Annotated in this window: 20 protein-coding genes and 1 tRNA gene; 6 read left to right on the top strand and 15 right to left on the bottom strand. The window is 72.2% G+C overall.

The window, feature by feature from the left end; translation table 11 throughout:
• The first annotated feature begins 44 nt into the window (after positions 1-44).
• Complete coding sequence (locus AC57BS_RS23110) at positions 45-797, top strand: DUF881 domain-containing protein (RefSeq protein ID WP_496413792.1); 753 nt, start codon at positions 45-47, stop codon at positions 795-797.
• A 145-nt stretch (positions 798-942) separates the two neighbouring features.
• Here the strand turns inward: AC57BS_RS23110 and pknB are convergent, their stop codons facing one another.
• Genes pknB through AC57BS_RS23075 form a run of 7 tightly spaced genes read right to left on the bottom strand, consistent with a single transcriptional unit; the run spans position 943 to position 9524 of the window.
• On the bottom strand, positions 943-2736 hold the full coding sequence (gene pknB, locus AC57BS_RS23105) for a Stk1 family PASTA domain-containing Ser/Thr kinase (RefSeq protein ID WP_496413791.1): 1794 nt from the start codon (positions 2734-2736) through the stop codon (positions 943-945).
• Positions 2733-4217, bottom strand: a complete 1485-nt coding sequence (locus AC57BS_RS23100; protein WP_496413790.1) for a serine/threonine protein kinase — start codon at positions 4215-4217, stop codon at positions 2733-2735. The genes pknB and AC57BS_RS23100 overlap by 4 nt, the downstream gene beginning before the upstream one ends.
• Positions 4214-5674, bottom strand: a complete 1461-nt coding sequence (locus AC57BS_RS23095; protein WP_496413789.1) for a peptidoglycan D,D-transpeptidase FtsI family protein — start codon at positions 5672-5674, stop codon at positions 4214-4216. The genes AC57BS_RS23100 and AC57BS_RS23095 overlap by 4 nt, the downstream gene beginning before the upstream one ends.
• Positions 5671-7077: an FtsW/RodA/SpoVE family cell cycle protein gene (locus tag AC57BS_RS23090; protein ID WP_496413788.1), complete on the bottom strand. Its 1407-nt coding sequence runs from the start codon at positions 7075-7077 to the stop codon at positions 5671-5673. The genes AC57BS_RS23095 and AC57BS_RS23090 overlap by 4 nt, the downstream gene beginning before the upstream one ends.
• 14 nt (positions 7078-7091) lie before the next feature.
• A complete protein-coding gene (locus AC57BS_RS23085; protein WP_496414222.1) occupies positions 7092-8339 on the bottom strand; it encodes a PP2C family protein-serine/threonine phosphatase in 1248 nt (415 codons plus the stop codon).
• A complete protein-coding gene (locus tag AC57BS_RS23080) occupies positions 8339-8815 on the bottom strand; it encodes an FHA domain-containing protein FhaB/FipA (RefSeq protein ID WP_496413787.1) in 477 nt (158 codons plus the stop codon). Before AC57BS_RS23080 ends, AC57BS_RS23085 begins: the two co-directional genes overlap by 1 nt.
• The gene (locus AC57BS_RS23075) at positions 8808-9524 is read right to left on the bottom strand and encodes an FHA domain-containing protein (protein ID WP_496413786.1); all 717 of its coding nucleotides are present in this window, start codon (positions 9522-9524) and stop codon (positions 8808-8810) included. The genes AC57BS_RS23080 and AC57BS_RS23075 overlap by 8 nt, the downstream gene beginning before the upstream one ends.
• 312 nt (positions 9525-9836) lie before the next feature.
• On the opposite strand from AC57BS_RS23075, the gene AC57BS_RS23070 reads away from it, so the two are divergent.
• A tRNA-Leu gene (locus tag AC57BS_RS23070) sits at positions 9837-9923 on the top strand.
• Positions 9924-10027: 104 nt separating this feature from the next.
• Here the strand turns inward: AC57BS_RS23070 and AC57BS_RS23065 are convergent.
• The gene (locus AC57BS_RS23065) at positions 10028-10354 is read right to left on the bottom strand and encodes a hypothetical protein (protein WP_496413785.1); all 327 of its coding nucleotides are present in this window, start codon (positions 10352-10354) and stop codon (positions 10028-10030) included.
• Positions 10355-10437: 83 nt separating this feature from the next.
• Here AC57BS_RS23065 and AC57BS_RS23060 point away from each other — a divergent pair, with 83 nt between their 5' ends.
• Complete coding sequence (locus tag AC57BS_RS23060; protein WP_496413784.1) at positions 10438-10746, top strand: hypothetical protein; 309 nt, start codon at positions 10438-10440, stop codon at positions 10744-10746.
• Between the two features lie 22 nt (positions 10747-10768).
• Here the strand turns inward: AC57BS_RS23060 and AC57BS_RS23055 are convergent, their stop codons facing one another.
• Positions 10769-11887: an SAF domain-containing protein gene (locus tag AC57BS_RS23055; protein WP_496413783.1), complete on the bottom strand. Its 1119-nt coding sequence runs from the start codon at positions 11885-11887 to the stop codon at positions 10769-10771.
• A gap of 58 nt (positions 11888-11945) precedes the next feature.
• On the opposite strand from AC57BS_RS23055, the gene AC57BS_RS23050 reads away from it, so the two are divergent.
• Together AC57BS_RS23050 and AC57BS_RS23045 are read left to right on the top strand one after the other, a co-directional pair.
• Positions 11946-12581, top strand: a complete 636-nt coding sequence (locus AC57BS_RS23050; RefSeq protein ID WP_496413782.1) for a nitroreductase family protein — start codon at positions 11946-11948, stop codon at positions 12579-12581.
• A complete protein-coding gene (locus AC57BS_RS23045; protein ID WP_496413781.1) occupies positions 12578-13054 on the top strand; it encodes a glutathione peroxidase in 477 nt (158 codons plus the stop codon). The genes AC57BS_RS23050 and AC57BS_RS23045 overlap by 4 nt, the downstream gene beginning before the upstream one ends.
• Before the next feature lie 4 nt (positions 13055-13058).
• Here AC57BS_RS23045 and AC57BS_RS23040 read toward each other — a convergent pair whose 3' ends face one another.
• From AC57BS_RS23040 to AC57BS_RS23020, 5 genes are all read right to left on the bottom strand, one after another.
• The gene (locus AC57BS_RS23040) at positions 13059-14321 is read right to left on the bottom strand and encodes a glutathionylspermidine synthase family protein (RefSeq protein WP_496413780.1); all 1263 of its coding nucleotides are present in this window, start codon (positions 14319-14321) and stop codon (positions 13059-13061) included.
• Positions 14322-14339: 18 nt separating this feature from the next.
• Positions 14340-14798 (bottom strand): DUF350 domain-containing protein, encoded by a 459-nt coding sequence (locus tag AC57BS_RS23035; protein ID WP_496413779.1) that lies wholly within the window; start codon positions 14796-14798, stop codon positions 14340-14342.
• A 51-nt stretch (positions 14799-14849) separates the two neighbouring features.
• Complete coding sequence (locus AC57BS_RS23030; RefSeq protein ID WP_496413778.1) at positions 14850-15236, bottom strand: hypothetical protein; 387 nt, start codon at positions 15234-15236, stop codon at positions 14850-14852.
• Positions 15233-15802 (bottom strand): potassium channel family protein, encoded by a 570-nt coding sequence (locus AC57BS_RS23025; protein ID WP_496413777.1) that lies wholly within the window; start codon positions 15800-15802, stop codon positions 15233-15235. Before AC57BS_RS23025 ends, AC57BS_RS23030 begins: the two co-directional genes overlap by 4 nt.
• 88 nt (positions 15803-15890) lie before the next feature.
• Complete coding sequence (locus AC57BS_RS23020) at positions 15891-16169, bottom strand: GNAT family N-acetyltransferase (RefSeq protein WP_496413776.1); 279 nt, start codon at positions 16167-16169, stop codon at positions 15891-15893.
• Positions 16170-16230: 61 nt separating this feature from the next.
• Between AC57BS_RS23020 and AC57BS_RS23015 the strand changes: the two genes are divergently transcribed.
• Positions 16231-17610 (top strand): NAD-dependent malic enzyme, encoded by a 1380-nt coding sequence (locus tag AC57BS_RS23015; protein WP_496413775.1) that lies wholly within the window; start codon positions 16231-16233, stop codon positions 17608-17610.
• Positions 17611-17772: 162 nt separating this feature from the next.
• Here the strand turns inward: AC57BS_RS23015 and AC57BS_RS23010 are convergent, their stop codons facing one another.
• Positions 17773-19857, bottom strand: a complete 2085-nt coding sequence (locus tag AC57BS_RS23010) for an MMPL family transporter (RefSeq protein ID WP_496413774.1) — start codon at positions 19855-19857, stop codon at positions 17773-17775.
• Between the last annotated feature and the right edge of the window lie 51 nt (positions 19858-19908).

The raw sequence follows: 19908 nt of genomic DNA, 5'->3' as shown, positions 1-19908 counted from the left end.
GCTGCGGGCGCCGCGGCGACCGCCGGGGGGTTAGCGTAGTCGTCATGCCGCCCCCGTCCCACTCGTCCCCCGCGCGTCGCCGCGCCTGGCGGTTCGCGACGCCAGTCGTCGTGCTGCTCATCGGGGTGCTCTTCGCGGTCAGCGCGGAGCAGAGCGACGGCCTCGACCTGCGCGGTGGCAGGCTCACCGACCTCGCCTCGGTCGTCCGTGCCGAGCGCGACGAGGCGGGTGAGCTCACCGAGCAGGTGGCGACCCTCAACGCCGAGGTCGAGGCGCTCAGCACCCAGCTCGGCGACCGCTCCGTGGGGCGGGTCCAGGAGAAGATCGCGACCCTCGTCGACCCGGCCGGGCTGACGGAGAAGGCCGGGGCGGCCGTCCAGGTGACCCTCGACGACGCCTCCGAGGAGGCGCGGCTGGCCTACGAGGGCAACCCCAACGACCTCGTCGTGCACCAGCAGGACATCCAGGCGGTCGCCAACGCGATGTGGAACGCCGGTGCTGAGGCGGTCACCATCCAGGGCCAGCGGCTCATCTCCACGACCGGCATCAAGTGCGAGGGCAACCAGGTCACCCTCCACGGCCTGCCCTACTCGCCGCCCTACGTCATCGTCGGCATCGGCGACCCGGCCCGCCTCGAGGCCGAGCTGACCACCGATCCGATCCTCGCGACCTACCGCGACTACACCCAGATCGCCGGCGGCGGCGTCTCGTGGGACATGGTCGGGCTCGAGGCGGCCACCGCCCCGGCGTACACCGGCCTGCTCGACCTCACGTACGCCACCCCGATGGCCGACTGACCGACCTCGCCCCGGCGTACGGATCCGCGCGGGTGGTCGGGGGTTCGCACCCGAGTTGCGTGCTTATTGGTGGAGATCTCTACCGATAAGCAGGGCGGTCACCGGATATCCGGTGACTCCAGCCCCGGGCGGCCGGCCCATCACCTCAGCCACCCGGCTGGCGGGGCACCGGGGTCTCGGTCGGGGTCTCGGTGGGAGGCGTCTCGGTCGGCGGAGTCTCGGTGGGAGGCGTCTCCGTGGGGACCTCGGGCACCTCCGGCTCCTCGTAGGCGGAGACGAAGATGGTGATCGTCGCGCCCTGGTCGGCCGTTCCACCGGGCGGGATGATCTGGTCCACGACCGTCCCCTTGGGCTCGGTCGACGCGGGGTCGATGCGCACGTCGGGGACGAAGCCCGCCTCACGGATCGCCCGCTCCGCCTCGCCCTGCCTGAGCCCGCGGACGTCGGGCACCTGCTCGGGGCCGTCGGAGAACACGAGGGTCACCGTGGTGCCCTCGGCCACCGACGTCCCGGCGGCGGGATCGGTGCTCAGCACCTGGAAGCGCGGCTCGTCGGAGTCCTCCTCCTGGAAGCGCACCTTGAGGCCCTGGTCGAGCATCGCGGCCCGCGCGTCCCGGCGCAGCGTGCCGACGACGAAGGGGACCTCGACCTCGGGGCGGCCGACGGAGACCACGAAGTCGATCGTGCTGCCGGGGTCGACGAAGGTGTCGCGGGCGGGGTCCTGCGAGATGACCCTGTCCGCCTCGACCGTCTCCGAGGTGTCGGGGCTGATCTGGCCGACGCGGAAGCCTGCGTCGACGATCGCGAGGCGTGCCTCCTCCTCGGTGAGGCCGACGAGGTTGGGCACGGCGTCGCGCTCGGGGGCCTCATCGAAGAGCATCCCGTTGAGCAGGTAGGCACCGCCGGCGAGGAGCGCGAGGAGCAGGAGGCCGCCGAGGATCCACAGCCCCGCGCGGCCACGGGAGGGCTCGTCGCGCCGCGGGGGCGGGGCCGCCGCCATCGTCGAGGTCGCGTCGGCCGGCGGCACCGGGGGTACGTACTGGGTGTCCGCGGGCGGCGGCACGACCGCGGGCGCCTGGATCGGGTGCCCGGACAGGTAGCGCTCGATGTCGGCCTTCATCGCCGCGGCGCTCTGGTAGCGGTCCTCGACGCGCTTGGCCAGCGACTTCATCACGATCGCGTCGATCTCGGGGTCGAGCTGGTCGTCGAGGTCGGACGGCGGGGAGGCCTGCTCGCGCACGTGCTGGTAGGCCACGGCCACGGGGCTGTCGCCGACGAACGGCGGGCGTCCGGTGAGGAGCTCGTAGAGCAGGCAGCCGGTGGAGTAGACGTCGGAGCGCGAGTCGACCGTCTCGCCGCGCGCCTGCTCGGGTGAGAGGTACTGGGCGGTCCCGACGACGGCCGCGGTCTGGGTCATCGTGGAGGACGCGTCGGAGATGGCCCGCGCGATGCCGAAGTCCATGACCTTGACGTCGCCCGAGGGCGTGAGCATCACGTTGCCGGGCTTGATGTCGCGGTGGATGATGCCGGCGCGGTGGCTGTAGTCGAGCGCCGACAGCACGCCGGCGGTGATCTCGAGCGCCCGCTCGGGCAGGATCTTGCGGCCCTCGCGGACGATGTCGCGGAGCGTACGTCCCTCGACGCACTCCATCACGATGTAGGGCTGCGCGACGCCGGAGCCGTCGGTGGCCATCTCCTCGCCGGTGTCGTAGGTCGACACGATCGCGGGGTGGTTGAGGGACGCCGAGGACTGGGCCTCGCGGCGGAACCGGGCCTGGAAGGTGGCGTCGCTGGCGAGGTCGGTGCGGAGTCGCTTGACCGCGACCGTACGGCCCAGGCGCTGGTCCTTGCCCTTGCGGACCTCGGCCATGCCGCCGCGTCCGAGGAGCTCGCCGAGCTCGTAGCGGCCGCCGATCAGTGTCGGCTCCGACTGCGTCATCCCTCGTCGTTCCCTTCGTCATCCTTCTGCTGGCCGGGCGGGACCTTGGCCCAGTAGCTGACCGTCACCGTGTCGCCCTCCTGGAGCGTGCCACTCGGCTCGACCGACTCCACGATGCCCTCCGGCTGGTCGCCGGGGTTCTCCAGCTCGACCGGCGTGGGCTCGAGGCCGAGGTCGCGCAGCTCCTTCTCCACGTCCTTGCGGTCGCGACCCACGTAGGCCGCGGGGTCGACCTCCACCGTGGCGGCCTCCGGCTCGGTCGGGGTCTCGGACGGGGTCTCGGTCGGCGTCTCGGTGGGCGTCTCGGTCGGGGTCTCGGTCGGGGTCTCGCTGGGGCTGTCGCTGCGGGTCTCGGACGGGGAATCGCTCGGCGAGGTGGTCTCGCCGGTCGACCCGCTCGGCTCGGCGTCGTCGCGGGTGCCGAGCCAGATCGCCAGCAGGACCGCGACCAGCACCGCGGCGATGCCGAGGAGCAGCGGCCACGGTGTCGTACGCCTGCGCGAGGCCGACGCGGGCGTGGGCGCGGGCGTGGGCGCCGGTGCCGGGGTCGGGACCGGACGAGCGGCCGGCATGACCTGCGTGGAGCTCCCGTCCTCAGCCACCGCGGGGGCCGCGACGGTGGCTGCGGCGCCGGCGACCGACGCGGGGTCGCGCAGCGCGCGGGCGAAGGCCGCGCCGTCGGCGAACCGCTCCTCGGGCGCCTTGGCCAGCGCCCGGCGTACGACGGCCGCGAGGTCGGCAGGCACGGTGTCGGGCAGCTCGGGGACCGGGTTGCGCAGGTGGGCGACGGCGGTCGCGACGGGCGTGTCGGCGACGAAGGGCTTGCGCCCGGCCAGGCACTCGAACGCCACGACCGCGAGGGAGTAGACGTCGGACGCGGCCGTGGCCGTGCCGCCCTCGGCCTGCTCGGGGGAGATGTAGGCGGGCGTGCCCATCACCTCGCCCGTCTGCGTGAGGGCCATCCCCTCGGCCGCCCGGGCGATGCCGAAGTCGGTGACCTTGACCCGGCGGTCCGGGGTGACGAGGAGGTTGGCGGGCTTCACGTCGCGGTGCACGATGCCCGCCGCGTGGGCGACGCCGAGCGCGACGGCGGCCTGGGCGAGCAGCTCCTGCGTGGCCGCGGGGTCGAGCGGTGCGCCCGGACGCAGCAGCGCGGACAGCGGCTGGCCCTCGACGAGCTCCATCACCAGGTAGGGGCGCGGGGTGCCGGAGCCGTCGTCGAGGGACCCCTGGCCGTAGTCGAAGACGGCGGCGATGCCGGGGTGGTGCAGCGCGGCTGCGTGCCGGGCCTCGGTCTCGAACCGCGTGCGGAAGAGCGCGTCGTCGGCGTACTCGCTCTTGAGCACCTTGACCGCGACGGGCCGGTCGAGGACCGTGTCGCGCGCTGACCAGACCTCGCCCATCCCGCCGGTGGCGATGCGGGACTCGAGGACGTAGCGCCGGGCCTCGTCGACGTGGCCGCCCGGCGCGAGCGCGGTCACTGGTTGATCACCGCCTCCATGACCGACTTGGCGATCGGGCCGCCGAGGCGCCCGCCACCGATCTCGTCGGGCGAGGTGTCGCTCGACTGGACGAGGACGGCGACGGCGACCTGGGGGTCGTTGGCGGGCGCGAAGGAGACGAACCAGGCGTACGGCGGCCGGTCGCCGGTGGACTGGGCGGTGCCGGTCTTGCCGGCGACGTCCACCCCGGGGATCTGCGCCGGGGCGGCCGTGCCGTCGGCGACGGTGGCGACGAGCATCTCGGTGAGCTCGTCGGCGGTGGTGCTCGAGATCGCCTTGCTGATGCTCTGCGGGTCGGTGCGGTCGAGGACCGACAGGTTGGGCGCCCGCACCTCGTCGACGACGTAGGGACGCATCACGTCGCCGTCGTTGGCGATCGCCGCGGCCACCATCGCCATCTGCAGCGGCGTCGCGGTGACGCTCGACTGGCCGATGCCGGACATCGCCGTCTGCGGTGCGTCCATGTCGCGGGGGTAGAGCGACTCGGCCTGGCCGCCGAGGTCCTCCAGCGAGGTGGAGTTGAAGCCGAACGCCTCGGCCTGGTCGGCCATCGCCTCGGTGCCGAGCTCGTTGGCCAGGCTGAGGAAGGTCACGTTGCAGGAGACCTGGAGGGCCTGCGTCATGGTGATCCGGCGACCACCGCAGTTGCCGCCGTCGTAGTTGCCGATGGTCGTCGTCGACTGCGGGAGCTGGAAGCGGAAGCCGCCCGGGACCATCGACTCGGCGTCGTAGTTGCCGGACTCGATCGCCGCGGCCGCGGTGATCAGCTTGAACGTCGACCCCGGCGGAAGGGTCGTACCGATCCCGCGGTTGATGAGTGGCTCGCGCGGGTCGTTGTTGAGCTGCTGGCCGAGGTCGGCCACCGCGCCGAAGTCGTGGGAGGCGAAGTTGTTGGGGTCGAAGGTCGGCGTCGACACCATCGCCAGCACCCGGCCGGTGGTTGGCTCGAGTGCCACGACCGCCCCCTGGGCGTCGCCGGGCAGCGCCTCCAGCCCCGCCCACGCGGCGTCCTGCGCCGCGGCGTCGACGGTGAGCTGGACGTTGCCGCCCTTGGGGTCGGTGTTGCTCAGCAGGTCGACCAGCCGGGTGACGAACAGCCGCGAGTCGTCGCCGGCCAGCACCTCGTTCTGGGAGCGCTCCACCCCGGTCTGGTTGAACCAGGAGAAGTAGCCGGTGATCGGTGCGTACTTGAGCGGCTGGGAGTAGGTGCGCTGGAACTTGTACTGGTCGTCGGACGGCACGCTGCGCGCGATCGCCTCCTTGCCGACCAGGATCGCGCCACGCTCGCGGGAGAACGTGGCGGTGATGATCCGGCGGTTGCGGGGGTCGTCGGACAGGCTGTCCGCGCGGACGTACATCAGGTAGGTCGCGTTGACGAGCAGTGCCATGAAGAGCACGAGGCAGAAGACCGAGACGACGCGGATCGGCTTGTTCATCGAAGCTTCACCACCTGGGTGCTCTCGCTGTCGGCGCCGGAGTCGTCGCCGGGCTCGAGGCGGGGGGCGGGGCGGCGGGCCTGGTCGGAGACGCGCAGCAGGAGCGCCACCACGACCCAGTTGGCCACGAGCGAAGAGCCGCCGTAGGACAGGAACGGGGTGGTCAGGCCGGTCAGCGGGATGAGCCCGGTGACGCCACCGATGACGACGAACACCTGGAGGGCGACGATCGCGCCCAGGCCGACCGCCAGGAGCTTGCCGAAGCCGTCGCGCGAGATCAGCGCGATGCGCAGCGCCCGCTCCACGATGAGGCCGTAGCAGAGGATGATCGCCATGACCGCGGTCAGGCCGAGCTCCTCACCGATGGTGGACACGATGAAGTCGGAGTAGGCGAACGGGACCCGCTCGGGGAAGCCGTTGCCGAAGCCGCGGCCGATCAGGCCGCCCCAGCCCTGGCCGAACAGCGCCTCGACGAGCTGGAAGCTGCCGGGTGACTCGTCGTAGTAGTCCATCGGGTGCAACCAGAAGTTGAAGCGGTTCTGCACGTTGCCGACGAAGGTGTACGCCGCCAGTGCGCCAGCCCCGAACAGCAGGCCACCGACGACGAGCCAGCCGGGCCGCTCGGTGGCGACGTAGAGCATCACCAGGAACAGTCCGAAGAAGAGCAGCGAGGAGCCCAGGTCGTTCTGGAGGACCAGGATCATCATCGAGACGCCGAACATCGCCATGATCGGGCCGAGGTCGCGCCCGCGCGGGAGGTCGACGAAGACCACCCGCCGACCGGCGAGCGCGAGCGCGTCCCGGTGGAGCACGAGGTAGCCGGCGAACGCCATCACCAGCATCACCTTGGCGACCTCGCCCGGCTGGAAGCTGAAGCCGGCGACGTTGATCCAGATGCGCGCGCCGTTGATCTCGCGGCCGATGATCGGGAGGAAGGGGAGGATCAGCAGCACGATGCCGGTGAGGCCGGCCGTGTAGGTGAACCGCTGGAGCACGCGGTGGTCGCGCAGCAGGACGAGCGTGGCGATGAACAGCACCACGCCCAGCGTCATCCAGGTCAGCTGCTGGCGGGCGAACGTGTGCTGGTCGAGGCCGTTGGCCTCGTAGGTGAGGTCGAGGCGGCGCAGCACGGCCAGGCCGAGGCCGTTGAGGGCGGCCACGAGGGGCAGCAGCACCGGGTCGGCGTACGGCGCGACGAGGCGCACCGTGACGTGCGCCCCGACGATCAGGGCCGTCAGCCACCCGCCGTAGCCGACCAGGTCGGCGGGCACGACGCCCTCGATCCCGAGGCCGACGGCGGCGTAGGCGCCGATGCCGACCAGCAGGGCGAGCACGAGCAGGAACAGCTCCGCGCCCCGGCGCCGCCGGTGCACGAAGCCCATCAGGGCTCCGGTCTGACTCATCGTCTCGGCTCCCGTCACTCTGGGCTGACGTCCTGGCGCGCGGCGTAGTTGTCCACGGTCAGGCGGGCCTCGTCCAGGTCGTCGGCCTCGATGCCCTCGCGCACCGTCTCGGCGTCGATGTCGCTGAGCCGGTCGAGCTCGACGTCGGTCGTCTCGTAGGCGTGGGAGAGGGAGATGCCGGGCAGGTCGGCATCGACGCCGCGGAAGATCGCGACCCGGCCGTCCTGCTCGGCGACGTAGAACTGCTGCTGGCTCCACGACCAGCCGGCGGCGAGGACCACCCACGCCAGGCCGAGGAGCACGGCCACGATCAGCAGCCGGCGCAGCACTGGATGACGGCTCGGCTCGCGCGGTGCGTAGCGGGCGGCCTCGGGGTCGATCGGGTCGGCGACGTAGGCGCCGGGCGGCACGTCGTCGGGGACCGTGGGGATCTCGCCGGTGTCGCCGGAGCGGTGGCCGCGGAAGAGACCGCCCACGGCGCCGCCGAGCGGCATCCGCCGCGGCAGGTCGGCGGCCGCGCCCACGAGCAGCGGCGCGAGGTCCTCGGGCGGCGCCTCGTCGGAGACGTCGGCGACGATGCAGGTGACGTTGTCGGTGCTGCCGGCCTCGAGGCTCGCGCGTACGAGCTCGACGGCGGCGAAGTCGGGCGTGCCGCTGGAGAGGATGTCGGCCATCTGCTCGTGGCTGAGGGTGCCGCACGCGCCGTCGCTGCACACGAAGACGCGGTCGCCGGCCTCGGCGGGGAACTCGAAGAGGTCCGGCTCCTCGTGGCGTACGCCGTCGAGGGCCTTCAGGATGAGGTTGCGGTGCGGGTGGGTCCGCGACTGCTCCTCGGTGATGCGGCCCTCGTCGATGAGCGACTGGACGAAGGTGTGGTCGTGGGTGAGCTGGCGCAGCTCGCCGCGGCGGTAGAGGTAGGCGCGGCTGTCGCCGATGTGGCCGATGCCGAAGCGGGTGCCGTCGAAGAGCGCCACGGTCGCGGTGGTGGAGGTGCCGTTGAGGTCGGGGTCCTCCTCGACGAGCTCGGCGATCCGGTCGTCGGCGCGGTGCACGGCGCCGGCCACCTGGCCGAGGATGTCGTCGTCGGGCTCCTGGTCGAGCTTGCGCAGCGCCTGCACGGCGGTGCTCGAGGCGAGGTCGCCGCGCACCGCACCGCCGACGCCGTCACAGACCGTGAGCAGCCAGGGCCCGGCGTAGCCGCTGTCCTGGTTCTCGCGGCGCACGCGTCCGACGTCGGAGATCGCGGAGTAGTGGAGGTACATCACTTCCGCAGCTCCAGGATGGTCTTGCCGACGCGGACCTGGACGCCGAGGCCGATGGTGGTGGGCTGGGTGATGCGGACCGGGCCGACGTAGGTGCCGTTGGTGGAGCCGAGGTCCTCGACGAACCACTCGTCGCCGCTGGCCGCGACCCGCGCGTGGCGGGTGGAGACGTAGTCGTCGTCGAGCTTGATCGCCGCGTCACTGCCGCGGCCGATGAGCAGCGGGGCGTCGGCGAGCTCGGCGCGCGCGCCGGCCTCCGCGCCCTCGACGACGAGCAGGTGCGTGGGTGCGCCCCGTCGCGGCTTCCGGGGCTTGCCGTTGCCCTTGCGCTGCGGAGCAGGCGCGCCGCCGCGGGCGGTCTCGGGGACCCGCGCGCCGAACATGTCGGAGCGGATGACCGAGATCGCCGACAGCACGAAGATCCAGAGGATGGCCAGGAAGGCCACCCGGATCAGGAACAGGGTCAGCTCAGACATTCCAGCCCCCGGCCTCGTCTCGTCCGCCGTCGATGCGTACCGTCATCTCGGTGTGGCCGATCTTGATGGTCGAGCCGTCACGCAGCCGCGCGCGGGGCACCTTGGTGCCGTCGACCAGGATGCCGTTGGTGGAGCCGAGGTCGACCGCCTCGACGCCGTCGATGCTGACCTCGAGCTCGAGGTGGCGCCGGCTGACGCCCGGGTCGTTGATCCGCAGGTCGGCCTCGGTGCCACGACCGATCACCAGGCCCGGGGGGCGGAGCGGGTGCCGCGTGCCGTTGACCTCGAGGGTGGCGTGGGAGGAGCGCGTACGGGTGCGCTGGTCGTTGTCGGTCACGCTCGCCTGCGCCTTGGAGCGGATCCGGAAGCGACCGGTGGTGAGGTCGTCGGCCGACTCGAACGCGATGCTCACCGGACCGGTGAAGACGTAGCCCTGGGCGTCGGCGTGGTCCTGGAGCTGGTCGACGAGGTCCTGCTCGAGCGCGCGGCCGAGGCCGACGATGCGCTCGAGGTCGGTGCTGGACAGCTCGACGTGGAAGTCGTTGGGCACCAGGCGGCGCTGACGGCTGAGCACCTGGGCGTTGTTGTCGCACTCGCGCTGGAGCGCCGCGGCGATCTCGACGGGCTGCACGGCGCTGCGGAAGGCGCGGGCGAAGACGCCGGAGATGACGGTCTCCAGCCGGTGCTCGAATCGCTGCAGCGGGTTCATCGTCGGGCCTCCTCTCGTCGCGCTGGGTTCGCACCGTGGTGGCGGGCAGGCTTCACAGACCGCCCGGCCGGTGCGGCCGAGCGTACCGGCCGGGCGTCGGTGCGCGCGGGTGCCGCCCCGTCGAAGGGGTGGTCGGCCGGCGGCCGGCCGGGCATGAGCGGGACGTCATGGCGGGCGGTCGCCCCGGCCGCCGGCGGCCATGACGTCATGGGCGTACGTCATGGCGCCCGGTCGTACGGACGAGGCGACAACCATGACCTCCGGGCGATTGGGAGGCCACGTCGGGCGTGGGGTAGCCTGAGCCCGCTTCTCGCGCGAGTGGCGGAATAGGCAGACGCGCACGGTTCAGGTCCGTGTGTCCGAAAGGACGTGGGGGTTCAACTCCCCCCTCGCGCACCACCACCTTCGAAGGCCCCGGACCCAGATCCGGGGCCTTCGTGCTTCCCCGGGTCTCCAGCACTCACGATCGAGGCGGTGGCTGAACCGTCCCGACCTCGTCCCGGTCAGTCGCCCACGACGCGGGACAGGCCGTAGACCACGGCGATCGTCACCAGGGCGATCGCGGTGCCGGGGACGGCTCCGTGCCGGAACCCGCTGATCCTCGCGCTTCCATAGATGATCCAGCCGATGCCGGCCGAGAAGGCTGCGAGCAGGACCCACGGAAAGGTGCTCTCGGCGTCCCAGCCATCGGGTCCCACCATCGTGACCGCGGTGGCGAGGATCCCTGCCACGACCCACGGCGCGACGAGCAGGGCCAACCCGGATGCCCAGCCGAGGGCGCGCCCGTCGCGTTCCCGGGCCGAGTCGTCGTGACGGCCCGTCGTGGTCATGCCTCCACGGTCCTCCCGGTGGGTGACGCCCGGAAGGGCCCAAGTGCCTTGGGCACGGGGGCTGGCTGGCCCATGATCGAGGGATGGCCGAGCCGACCGACTCCCCGACCGATGACGAGAAGTGGCTGGTCGTCGACGGACGCCGCTGGCGGCGTACGGATCCGGCGATCCCTGCCGACGAGCTCGCGCGGCTGAAGTCCCACCTCGGCCGCGGCCGGTCGGGCGTACGCACGGCGCGCGACGACGCCGAGCTCGCGGCCACCCGCCACCGGACCCGGCTGGCCAAGGTCGGCCTCGGCGAGCGGGGCACGCCGTGGTGGGAGCAGACGGCCGCAGAACGACGCGAGCGCTGGGAGTCGGCGCTGGTGGAGCTGGACGCCCTCGACGAGTGAGGGCTGCTCGTCAGCTGGCACCTCACCCGAACAGGTCGGCGGTGATCTGCTCTCCCTCGCCGATGTCGCGCACCGCGACCCCGTCGAGCCCGGACGTCGACGAGACCGCGCCCGGCAGCAGCTCGCTGCCCAGCACGAAGGTCAGCTCGAAGCGGCCGGCCGCCTGGGCGTCGGCCAGCGACTCGCCCGCGCCGATCGGTCCCGCCGCCACGAGGACCTCCTGCATGCCTTCGGCGTCCGTCGTCGCGGACTCCGTCGGCGTCGGTGACGGCGAGGTGCCGTAAGGGACGGGCTCGGGGTGCTGGTCGAAGTCGTCGGGCACCCCTTCCTCGAACGAGGTGTACGGCACGACTGGCGTCACGAGCGACGGCAGGGCGAGCACCACCAGGCCGCGCTCGTCCACGCAGGTCGTCGACAACGGCTCGCGGTCGTCCCGCCGCACCGGGTCGGACTCGAGCGCGAGCGCCTGTCCTTCGAGGTGTTCGTGATGGCGGGCCGCTCCACCCGAGACGAGGCAGTCCAACGGACCGGTCGGGGAGTCGACCGTGGCCATCGACGCCTCGTCGACGTCGGTCGCGAGGAGAGCGTCGGCGACCGAGCCCTGGGCCCGCACGATGGTGCCCGAGGTGAGGACGAAGGCGTCCATGCCGTTGTTGAACAGGTGCGGACCGCCGTTGCTCGGCTGCTCCCCACCGACCGCGGTGCAGGAGTCGTCCGCGACCGAGCAGACGACGAAGGGGCCGATGTCGAACGGGCCGCCGCCCGTCACACGGGGATCGAGGTGCAGCTCGTAGACGTCCGGCGTCCCGGCCCCCATCGACACCGTCACGTGCTCGGGGCTCCGGGCGATCTCGATGCCCATGGCCGGCACCTGCACTGTGTACGACGTCGCGGCGAGCCCGGCGACCCGCTCGCGCAGCTCCAGGACGTCGTCCGCCGTCGCCGCGCGTACGTCGCGGTAGGTCGGCTGCCACGCGTCGTAGTCAGCGGCCTGCACTGGGTCGGGTTCCTGCGTTGCGGCGGCCGACTCGCGGGCCGTACCGGACCGCGCGGGCTCCTCCTCGCACGCGGACAGCCCGCCCGACAGGCACACCGTCAGCGCCACCGCGCACAGGCCCGCCCGTGCCGCACCCCCGTACATCGGTCCAGTGAAGCACCGGCCGACCGGACGCGACCTCGTTATCGGCATACTCGCCGCCGTGACCCAGCAAGCACCGCAGCCCTCCGCCGAGCGCCTCGCCGAGCCGATGCGGTCACGCTGGAGCGCGAGCGTGTACGACGACGCGCACCGGCTGAGCGACGACGAGATCGAGACCCTGCTGCACGCCGCCCAGTGGGCGCCGAGCGCGGGCAACAGCCAGCCGTGGCTGCTCTTCGTGTGCGTGCCCGGCACGGCCAACCACGACCGGCTGGTCGCGACCCTGAGCCGGGGCAACTCCGGGTGGGTGCCCCGCGCCTCGGTCGTGCTCGTCACCGCCGCGCACGTGCGATCCGGCGACGAGGCGGACGCGCCGGCGTTCAGCGACTACGCGCTGTACGACGTGGGCCAGGCCGCGGCCCACCTCACCCTCCAGGCGACCGCGATGGGGCTGCACGCCCACCAGTTCGCGGGCTTCGACCACGACGCGCTGGCCGAGGCCCTCGGCGTACCTGCCACCCACCAGCTGCTCACCGGCATCGCGGTCGGCGTCCCGGGCGACCCTGCCGAGGTCGACGAGCGCACCGCCGCCCGCGACCACCGCGACCGTGTGCGCAAGCCGTTGGAGGAGTGGGTGTGCCATGGCCGGTACGACGAGTCCGGCGTGACAGCGCCGCTGGCAGACTCTGGGGCATGACCACTCTCTCCGACTTCTCGGCGACCGCGATCGACGGCACCGACACCGACCTCTCGCAGTACGACGGCAAGGTCGTGCTCGTCGTCAACACCGCCTCGCAGTGCGGCTTCACCGGCCAGTACAAGGGCCTCCAGCAGCTCCAGGACACGTACGCCGACCAGGGTCTGGTCGTGCTCGGCTTCCCGTGCGACCAGTTCGGCAACCAGGAGCCCGGCAGCGAGGCGGAGATCTCGGAGTTCTGCGAGCGCAACTTCGGCGTGACGTTCCCGCTGTTCTCCAAGGTCGACGTCAACGGCGACCAGGCGCACCCGCTCTTCGAGTGGCTCAAGGACGCCAAGGGCGGCCTGCTCGGCAGCAAGATCAAGTGGAACTTCACGAAGTTCCTCGTCGGCCGCGACGGCCAGGTCATCGACCGGTACGCCCCGACCACCGAGCCGGAGAAGCTCAGCAAGGACATCGAGAAGGCGCTGTGACGCGCTAGAGGGTCGGGGCGTCCGGGCCGACCCGCTCGGCGAGCCACTGCGCGACCTGCGCCTCCGAGGGCGTCAGCCCGTCGCTGATCACGTGGGGCGCGACACGGGAGAAGTAGTCGGTGACCATGGTGTCGGACTCGCGCACCAGCATCCCGGCGGCCTCGCCGTCGACGATCCACGACCCCAGCACCACGCGGTTGCCCTCGAAGCTCGGCAGCTCGGTGTAGGCCTGGTAGACCCAGCCCTCCGCGCCGTAGCCGCCGGGCATCACGACGTCCTCGAGCATGTCGTCGAGGTGGATGCGGATGTTGTCGCCCTCGCGCCCGTGCAGGGGCTTGGCGACCCAGCGGTCGAGGTCGCGCGGCTCGTCGAAGTAGGCCGGCAGCAGCAGGCGGTGGCGCGGGAAGAGCTCCCACAGCACGGGCAGGAGCGCCTTGGTGCTGAGCAGCACCTTCCATGCGGGCTCGATCCACTTCGTGGGCCGCGCCTCGGCCCGGTCGACGACGAAGCGGCCGAACGGCTCGGCGAGCATCTCCTCCCAGGCGTACAGCTTGAACGCGTTGCGCAGCGGCTCGTCGTGGACGTCGCGGAAGTCGCGGGTGTCGGGGTTCCAGCCGACCTCGGCCACCGGGTGGGCCAGGGCGAGCCAGCCGGCCTGGACGGCGGTGTCCATGAGGTAGTGGACCGTCATCTCCATCTCGCCGCCGTCGTAGGAGTCCTCCTCGCCGAGGTCGTAGAGGAAGTGCAGGCGGTCGCCGTCGAAGTGGCCCGAGCGGCGCAGCTTGCGCCAGCCGGCGACGAGGCGGTCGTGGACGGAGTTCCACTGGTCCATCTCCGGCATCACGTCCTCCATCCAGTTCCACTGGATGATCCCGGTCTCGACGAGTCCGGTGGGGGTGTCGCCGTTGATCTCGAGCATCTTGATCGACCCGTCGGCGCCGTACGCCAGGTCGAAGCGCGCGTAGAGGGCGGGGTCGCCCGCCTCGACGGAGCGGCGTACGACCTCCAGCGAGCCGGGCGGCAGGCCGAGGCGCTCGTCGGTCATCGTCGTGGCCATGTGGGTGACGGCCTGCAGGCACATCGCCCACAGCTCCTCGGTCGCGGCCTCGAGGGCCTCGACCTCCTCCATGGTCACCTCGTACCAGGCGTCCTCGTTCCAGTAGGGCAGCTCGGAGCCGTCGGGCATCTTCGTGACCGGGAAGACCAGCCCCTGCTCCACGACGGTGTCGCGCCAGCCCTCACGCGCCCGCGACCGGTGCCGCCACATCTGTCGGTCCCTGCCCGCTCAGGCGATGCTGGCGCACACGATGGCGCCGACCGAGAGGGCGACGGCCGCCGCGACGTGCGCGAGGGGGCGTACGGGGCCGGGCTCGGTGACGATCTGGCGCAGGTTGCCCGGGGTGATCGCCTCGACGGCGAAGAACATCAGCGTGTTGAGGGCGATCCCGACCACGCCGAAGGACACCGTCCACCCCAGCGCCCAGCCGAGGGAGGTCGCGCCGTTGGTCCAGATCGCGGTGAACAGCACCGCGGCGTTGGAGACCAGCCAGGCCGACGTCACCACGGCGGCGCCCTTGGAGTGGGCGTGCACCGACTCGTTGCCGTTCTCGTCGACGCCGCGCAGGTGGGTGCCGAGATGACCCGGGGTGGCCAGGTCGAGGACGTAGTAGGCGACGACGAGCATCGCGCCGCCGACGAGGGCGTAGGCGACGGCGTGCAGCAGGGCGTTGATCAGGTCGGTCACGAAGGTCTCCTGGGAGCGGGGCTGACGAGTGGGTCGGGACGGGCGGGTGGCTCAGCCGAAGCCGCGCGAGCTGCCGCCGAACCCGCCCTTGGTGGTGGCGGACTTGACGGTGGAGCCGCCTGTGGTGGGCAGGCCGCCGCGCTGGACCGTGCCGTTGAGCGAGCTCCCGCTGAAGGTGCCGCCCGAGGTGGTCTGGCCGACCGCGGGGATCCGCGAGCTGGCGCCGAGGTAGTACCAGAAGAAGCCGGAGCCGCCGCCGTTGTAGTCGGAGTCGTCGTCGCACTGGTCGTCGTCGACGCGCTCCTGGGTCTCGGGGTCGACGCACACCGCGGCGTAGTCGGCGCTGGAGGAGCACCCGGTGAGGCTGCTGGCCATCAGCGCGGTGATGCCCAGCGAGATGCTGGAGGAGCGCATGCGGCGGCGGGTGGGCGTGGTCATCGGGAGCCTCCGGAGGGGTCCTGGTCGTGCTTGGGCTGGAACATCGCGAGCATCTGCTCGGCGACGTCGACGGTGGCCGCGTCCGCGGCCTCGTGCTCGGCGAGCCGCTGCTCGAGCCACTCGCGACCGTGCTGCGCCTCCAGCGAGGCGAGCGTGAGGTGCTCGAGGCGGTCGATGCGCTCGTGCACGTCCTCGAGGACGGTCGCCACGGCGAGCGACTCCTTGTCGAAGACGAGGTTGGCGATGACGTGGCCGATCGCGATGGGCACCAGCACGAGCATCGACACGATGAGGAGCGCGCCGACGGCCCGACCGGTCGTCGTGGCGGGGTAGAAGTCGCCGTAGCCGACCGTCGAGCCGGTGACGATGCCCCACCAGAGGCCCTCGATCGGGCCCTTGTCCTCGAGCAGGGCGTAGACCAGCGAGCACGCCACCCAGATGCCGACGATGAGCAGCACCAGCAGGTGCGGCGCGTTGACCAGCGCCTGCAACGGACGGATGACGAACCCGAGTCGTCGCGCGACGACCGCGTCCGCCTCGTCGACCTCGTCGGCCACCTCGGCCATGGCGTACCCCCGTTTCCCCCGCGCTGTCGCGGCGACTATAGGACTTCCCCGGGTCCGGCCGGGCAAACCCCCGCGAGGCCGCGCCGGGTCAAGGCACCAGGTCGGCGTACTCCGGGTGCTTGTCGAGGTAGGCCGCGACGTAGGGGCAGACGGGGTCCACCGACAGGCCGCGCGCACGGGCGTCGTCGAGCGCGGAGCGCGCGAGCGTGCCGGCGTGGCCCTGGCCGTTGAAGGCGGGCAGCACCTCGGTGTGCATGAGACGGACGAGGTCGCCGTGCAGGCGGTAGTCGATGAAGCCGACCAGCTCGTCGCCGGCGCGCAGCTCGTAGCGGTGGTGGTCGGGGCTGTCGATGAACTCTGTGTCCACAACCCGAGCCTAGACCGAGGTGACTTGCCCGTAACCCTGCGAGCGGGGGAGGGTCTGGGGCATGGCAGCAACCGCGTCGTCGTACTCGATCACCATGCGGTTGTACACCGCCCCCGACCACGGCGTCGTCGGGGCCGTCGCCACCGCGATCTCCCACGAGGGTGGCGTGGTGACCGGGATCGACGTCGCGGAGTCGCGCCACGACCGGCTCGTCGTCGACGTGACGTGCTCGGCTGCCGACGCCTCCCACTCCCAGGAGCTGGTGGCCGCGGTCGACGCCGTCGAGGGGGTGAAGGTCCACAAGGTCAGCGACCGGACCTTCCTGCTCCACCTCGGGGGCAAGATCGAGGTCACCTCCAAGGTTCCGCTGCGCACCCGCGACGACCTGTCCATGGCCTACACGCCCGGCGTCGGCCGCGTCTCGATGGCGATCCACGACAACCCCGAGGACGTCCGCAAGCTCACCATCAAGGGCAACTCGGTCGCCGTGGTCACCGACGGTTCGGCGGTGCTGGGCCTGGGCAACATCGGGCCCGGCGCGGCCCTGCCCGTGATGGAGGGCAAGGCGGCGCTGTTCAAGCGCTTCGCCGACATCGACGCGTGGCCGATCTGCCTGGCCACCCAGGACACCGACGAGATCGTCAAGGCCGTCGAGATGATCGCGCCCGGCTTCGGCGGCATCAACCTCGAGGACATCGCCGCGCCGCGCTGCTTCGAGATCGAGCGTCGGCTGCGCGAGTCGCTCGACATCCCGGTCTTCCACGACGACCAGCACGGCACCGCGATCGTGGTGCTCGCCGCGCTGACCAACGCCCTGCGCTGCGTGCACAAGGAGCTCGCCGACGTGCGCATCGTCGTCTCCGGGGCCGGCGCCGCCGGCACCGCGATCGTCACGCTCCTGCTGGCGGCCGGGGCGGGCGACGTCGTCGTGGTCGACCGCGAGGGCGCGCTCTCGGCCGACGACGACACCCTGTCGGAGGCCCACCGCGAGCTGGCCGCCGCCACCAACCCGCGCCGCGCGACCGGTTCGCTGCAGGAGGTGCTCGCCGGCGCCGACGTGTTCGTGGGCGTCTCCGCCCCCGGCATCCTCGCCCCGGAGTGGATCCCGACCATGGCGGAGGACCCGATCGTCTTCGCGCTGGCCAACCCCGACCCGGAGATCGACCCCGCCGAGGCCGACAAGCACGCCGCGGTGGTGGCCTCGGGTCGCTCCGACTACCCCAACCAGATCAACAACGTGCTCGCCTTCCCCGGGGTGTTCCGCGGCCTGCTCGACGCGGGTGCCTCCGAGGTGACCGTCGACATGCTGCTGCGCGCGGCCCAGGCGATCGCCGACACGGTCAGCGCCGAGGAGCTGCACGCCGCCTTCATCATCCCGAGCGTCTTCCACCCCGACGTGACCAAGCGGGTCGCCGCCGCGATCAGCGGCCGCGAGTCCTGACGTACGCCGGCGCCCGCGCGGCGCCGTACGGGTCGCGGGGCGCCGGCGTGAGGGGCGACTTGGAGGGGAAGTCCGACACTTCGTGGGGGTTGTGAAGGCCTGCAGGTGACGGACTCCCCGCTCGAGCGGGGAGTCCCCAGGAGGCCCGGCCCCGCCCCCGGATCAGCCGGTCACCTTGCGCGGCCACCAGAACTTCTCGCCGAGGGTCAGCGCGAGGGCGGGAACCAGCACCGTGCGGACGACGAGCGTGTCGAGCAGCACGCCGACGAAGATGATCGCGCCGAGCTGGGCGAGCACGACCAGCGGCAGCACGCCGAGGACGGCGAAGACCGCGGCGAGCAGGATGCCGGCGCTGGTGATGACACCTCCGGTGGCGGTCAGCGCGCGGAGCATGCCCGTACGGGTGCCGTGCTCGCGTGCCTCCTCGCGGGCGCGGGTGACGAGGAAGATGTTGTAGTCGACGCCGAGCGCGACGAGGAACAGGAACGCCAGGAGCGGCACCCCGGTGTCCATCGCCGGGAAGTCGAAGACCCACTGGAACAGCCACCAGGACGCGCCCATGCTCGCGGCGTACGTCGCCAGGACGGTCGCGACGAGCAGGAGCGGCGCCACCACCGAGCGCAGCAGCAACAGGAGCGCGCCGAGCACCAGCAGCAGGATGAGCGGGAGGATCAGCAGCCGGTCCTTCGCTGCGTAGTCGGCCGCGTCGAGCGCCTCGGCGTCACCCCCGCCGACGTGGGTGTCGTCGAGGTCGGCGACCGCGTCGCGGACGTCGAGCACCACCGCCTGGGCGGCGTCGCTGCCGGGTGCCGCGTCGGGCACGGCGTCGATCCGGGAGATGCCGTCGGCGCTGGTCGAGATCCGCGCGGAGTCCACCCCGTCGACGGCCTCCACGGCGGCGAGCACCTGCTCGGGCTCGGCGCGGGTGACGACCTGCACCGGGTCGGAGGTGCCGGCGGGGAAGGACTCGCCGAGGCGCTCGGCGGCCGCGATGGCCTCGGGCCGCTGCAGGAACTGGTCCGCCGGGTCGAGGCCGGTGGTGATCGACGTGGTGCCGACGGCGAGGAGGGCGAGACCGGCCACCGTGCCGACCACGAAGGTGCGCGGGCGACGGGCCACGGCGTCGCCGACGCGGCGCCACACGCCGCGCGAGTCGACCAGCACGGGGTCGCCGACGCGGGGCACCCGCGGCCAGAACACCCACCGGCCGAACAGCACCAGGGCGGCGGGGAGCACGACGAGCGCGAAGGTCGCGGCGACCACGACGCCGATCGCGCAGGCGAGCCCGAGACCGCGGGTCGTCGGGATCGCGGAGAGCAGGAGGGTCAGCAGGCCCAGCACCACGGTCGTCGCGCTGGACACCACGGCCTCGAAGGTGCGCGAGAGCGCCCGTGCCATGGCCTCGTGGCGCGAGTCGGTGGTCTTGAGCTCGTCGCGGTAGCGGGAGATGAGCAGCAGGGCGTAGTCGGTGCCCGCACCGAAGACGAGCACGCTCAGGATGCCGACGGTCGACTCGTCCCAGGCGACGCCCACCACCTCGAGCACGTTGGTGGCGACGATGGCTGCGAGGCGGTCCGCGATGCCGACGACGGCCAGCGGCACCAGCCACAGGACCGGGCTGCGATAGGTGATGATCAGCAGGAACGCCACGATCGCGGCGGTGGTGGCGAGCAGCCGGATGTCGGCGCCGTCGAAGACCTGCCCGATGTCGGCCTGGATCCCGGCGGGCCCGGTCACCTGGACCTCGACGCCGTCCGGGGCGTCGTCGCGCAGCTGCTCGCGGAGCTCCTCGACCCGGTCGATGTTGTCGGTCGCCGAGGTGGAGGTCACGGGGACGGCGACGAACGCGGCCGTCCCGTCCTCGGACACGACGACGGGGGACTGCTGGCCTTCGCCTCCGGGCGGACCGTCGGGAGCCCCGCCCTGGCCCTCGCCGCCGGCCGCGGCCAGGAGGGCCACCCCCTGCTCGGTGAGCTGGCCGCGTACGGACTCGTCGAGCTCACCGGACTCGGCCGTCCACAGCACGATGGCGACCTGGCCCTCGTCCTCGGGCAGCTGCTCCGCGAGCTCGACGGCGAGCGTGCTGTCGGCACCCGCGGGCAGGGTGTCGACCGGGGACCCCTCCCGCTCGCCCTCGGGCAGGAACGCGATCACGGCGAGGGCCATCAGCAGGGGTACGAGCGCCACGAGCCACGCGAGGCGAGGACCGGCGATGGCGCGAGCGGGCGCGGGAATGTGGTGGGACACGGGAATCCTCGGGCTGGGAGAGATCGCTAGGGAAGGTAATTGCTAACCAAG

The sequence above is a fragment of the Nocardioides sp. BGA-UO-ETr-FS32 genome, from assembly GCF_059567905.1.
The sequence above is the reverse complement of the archived record's forward strand: the minus strand, read 5'-3'. Positions and strand labels throughout refer to the sequence as shown.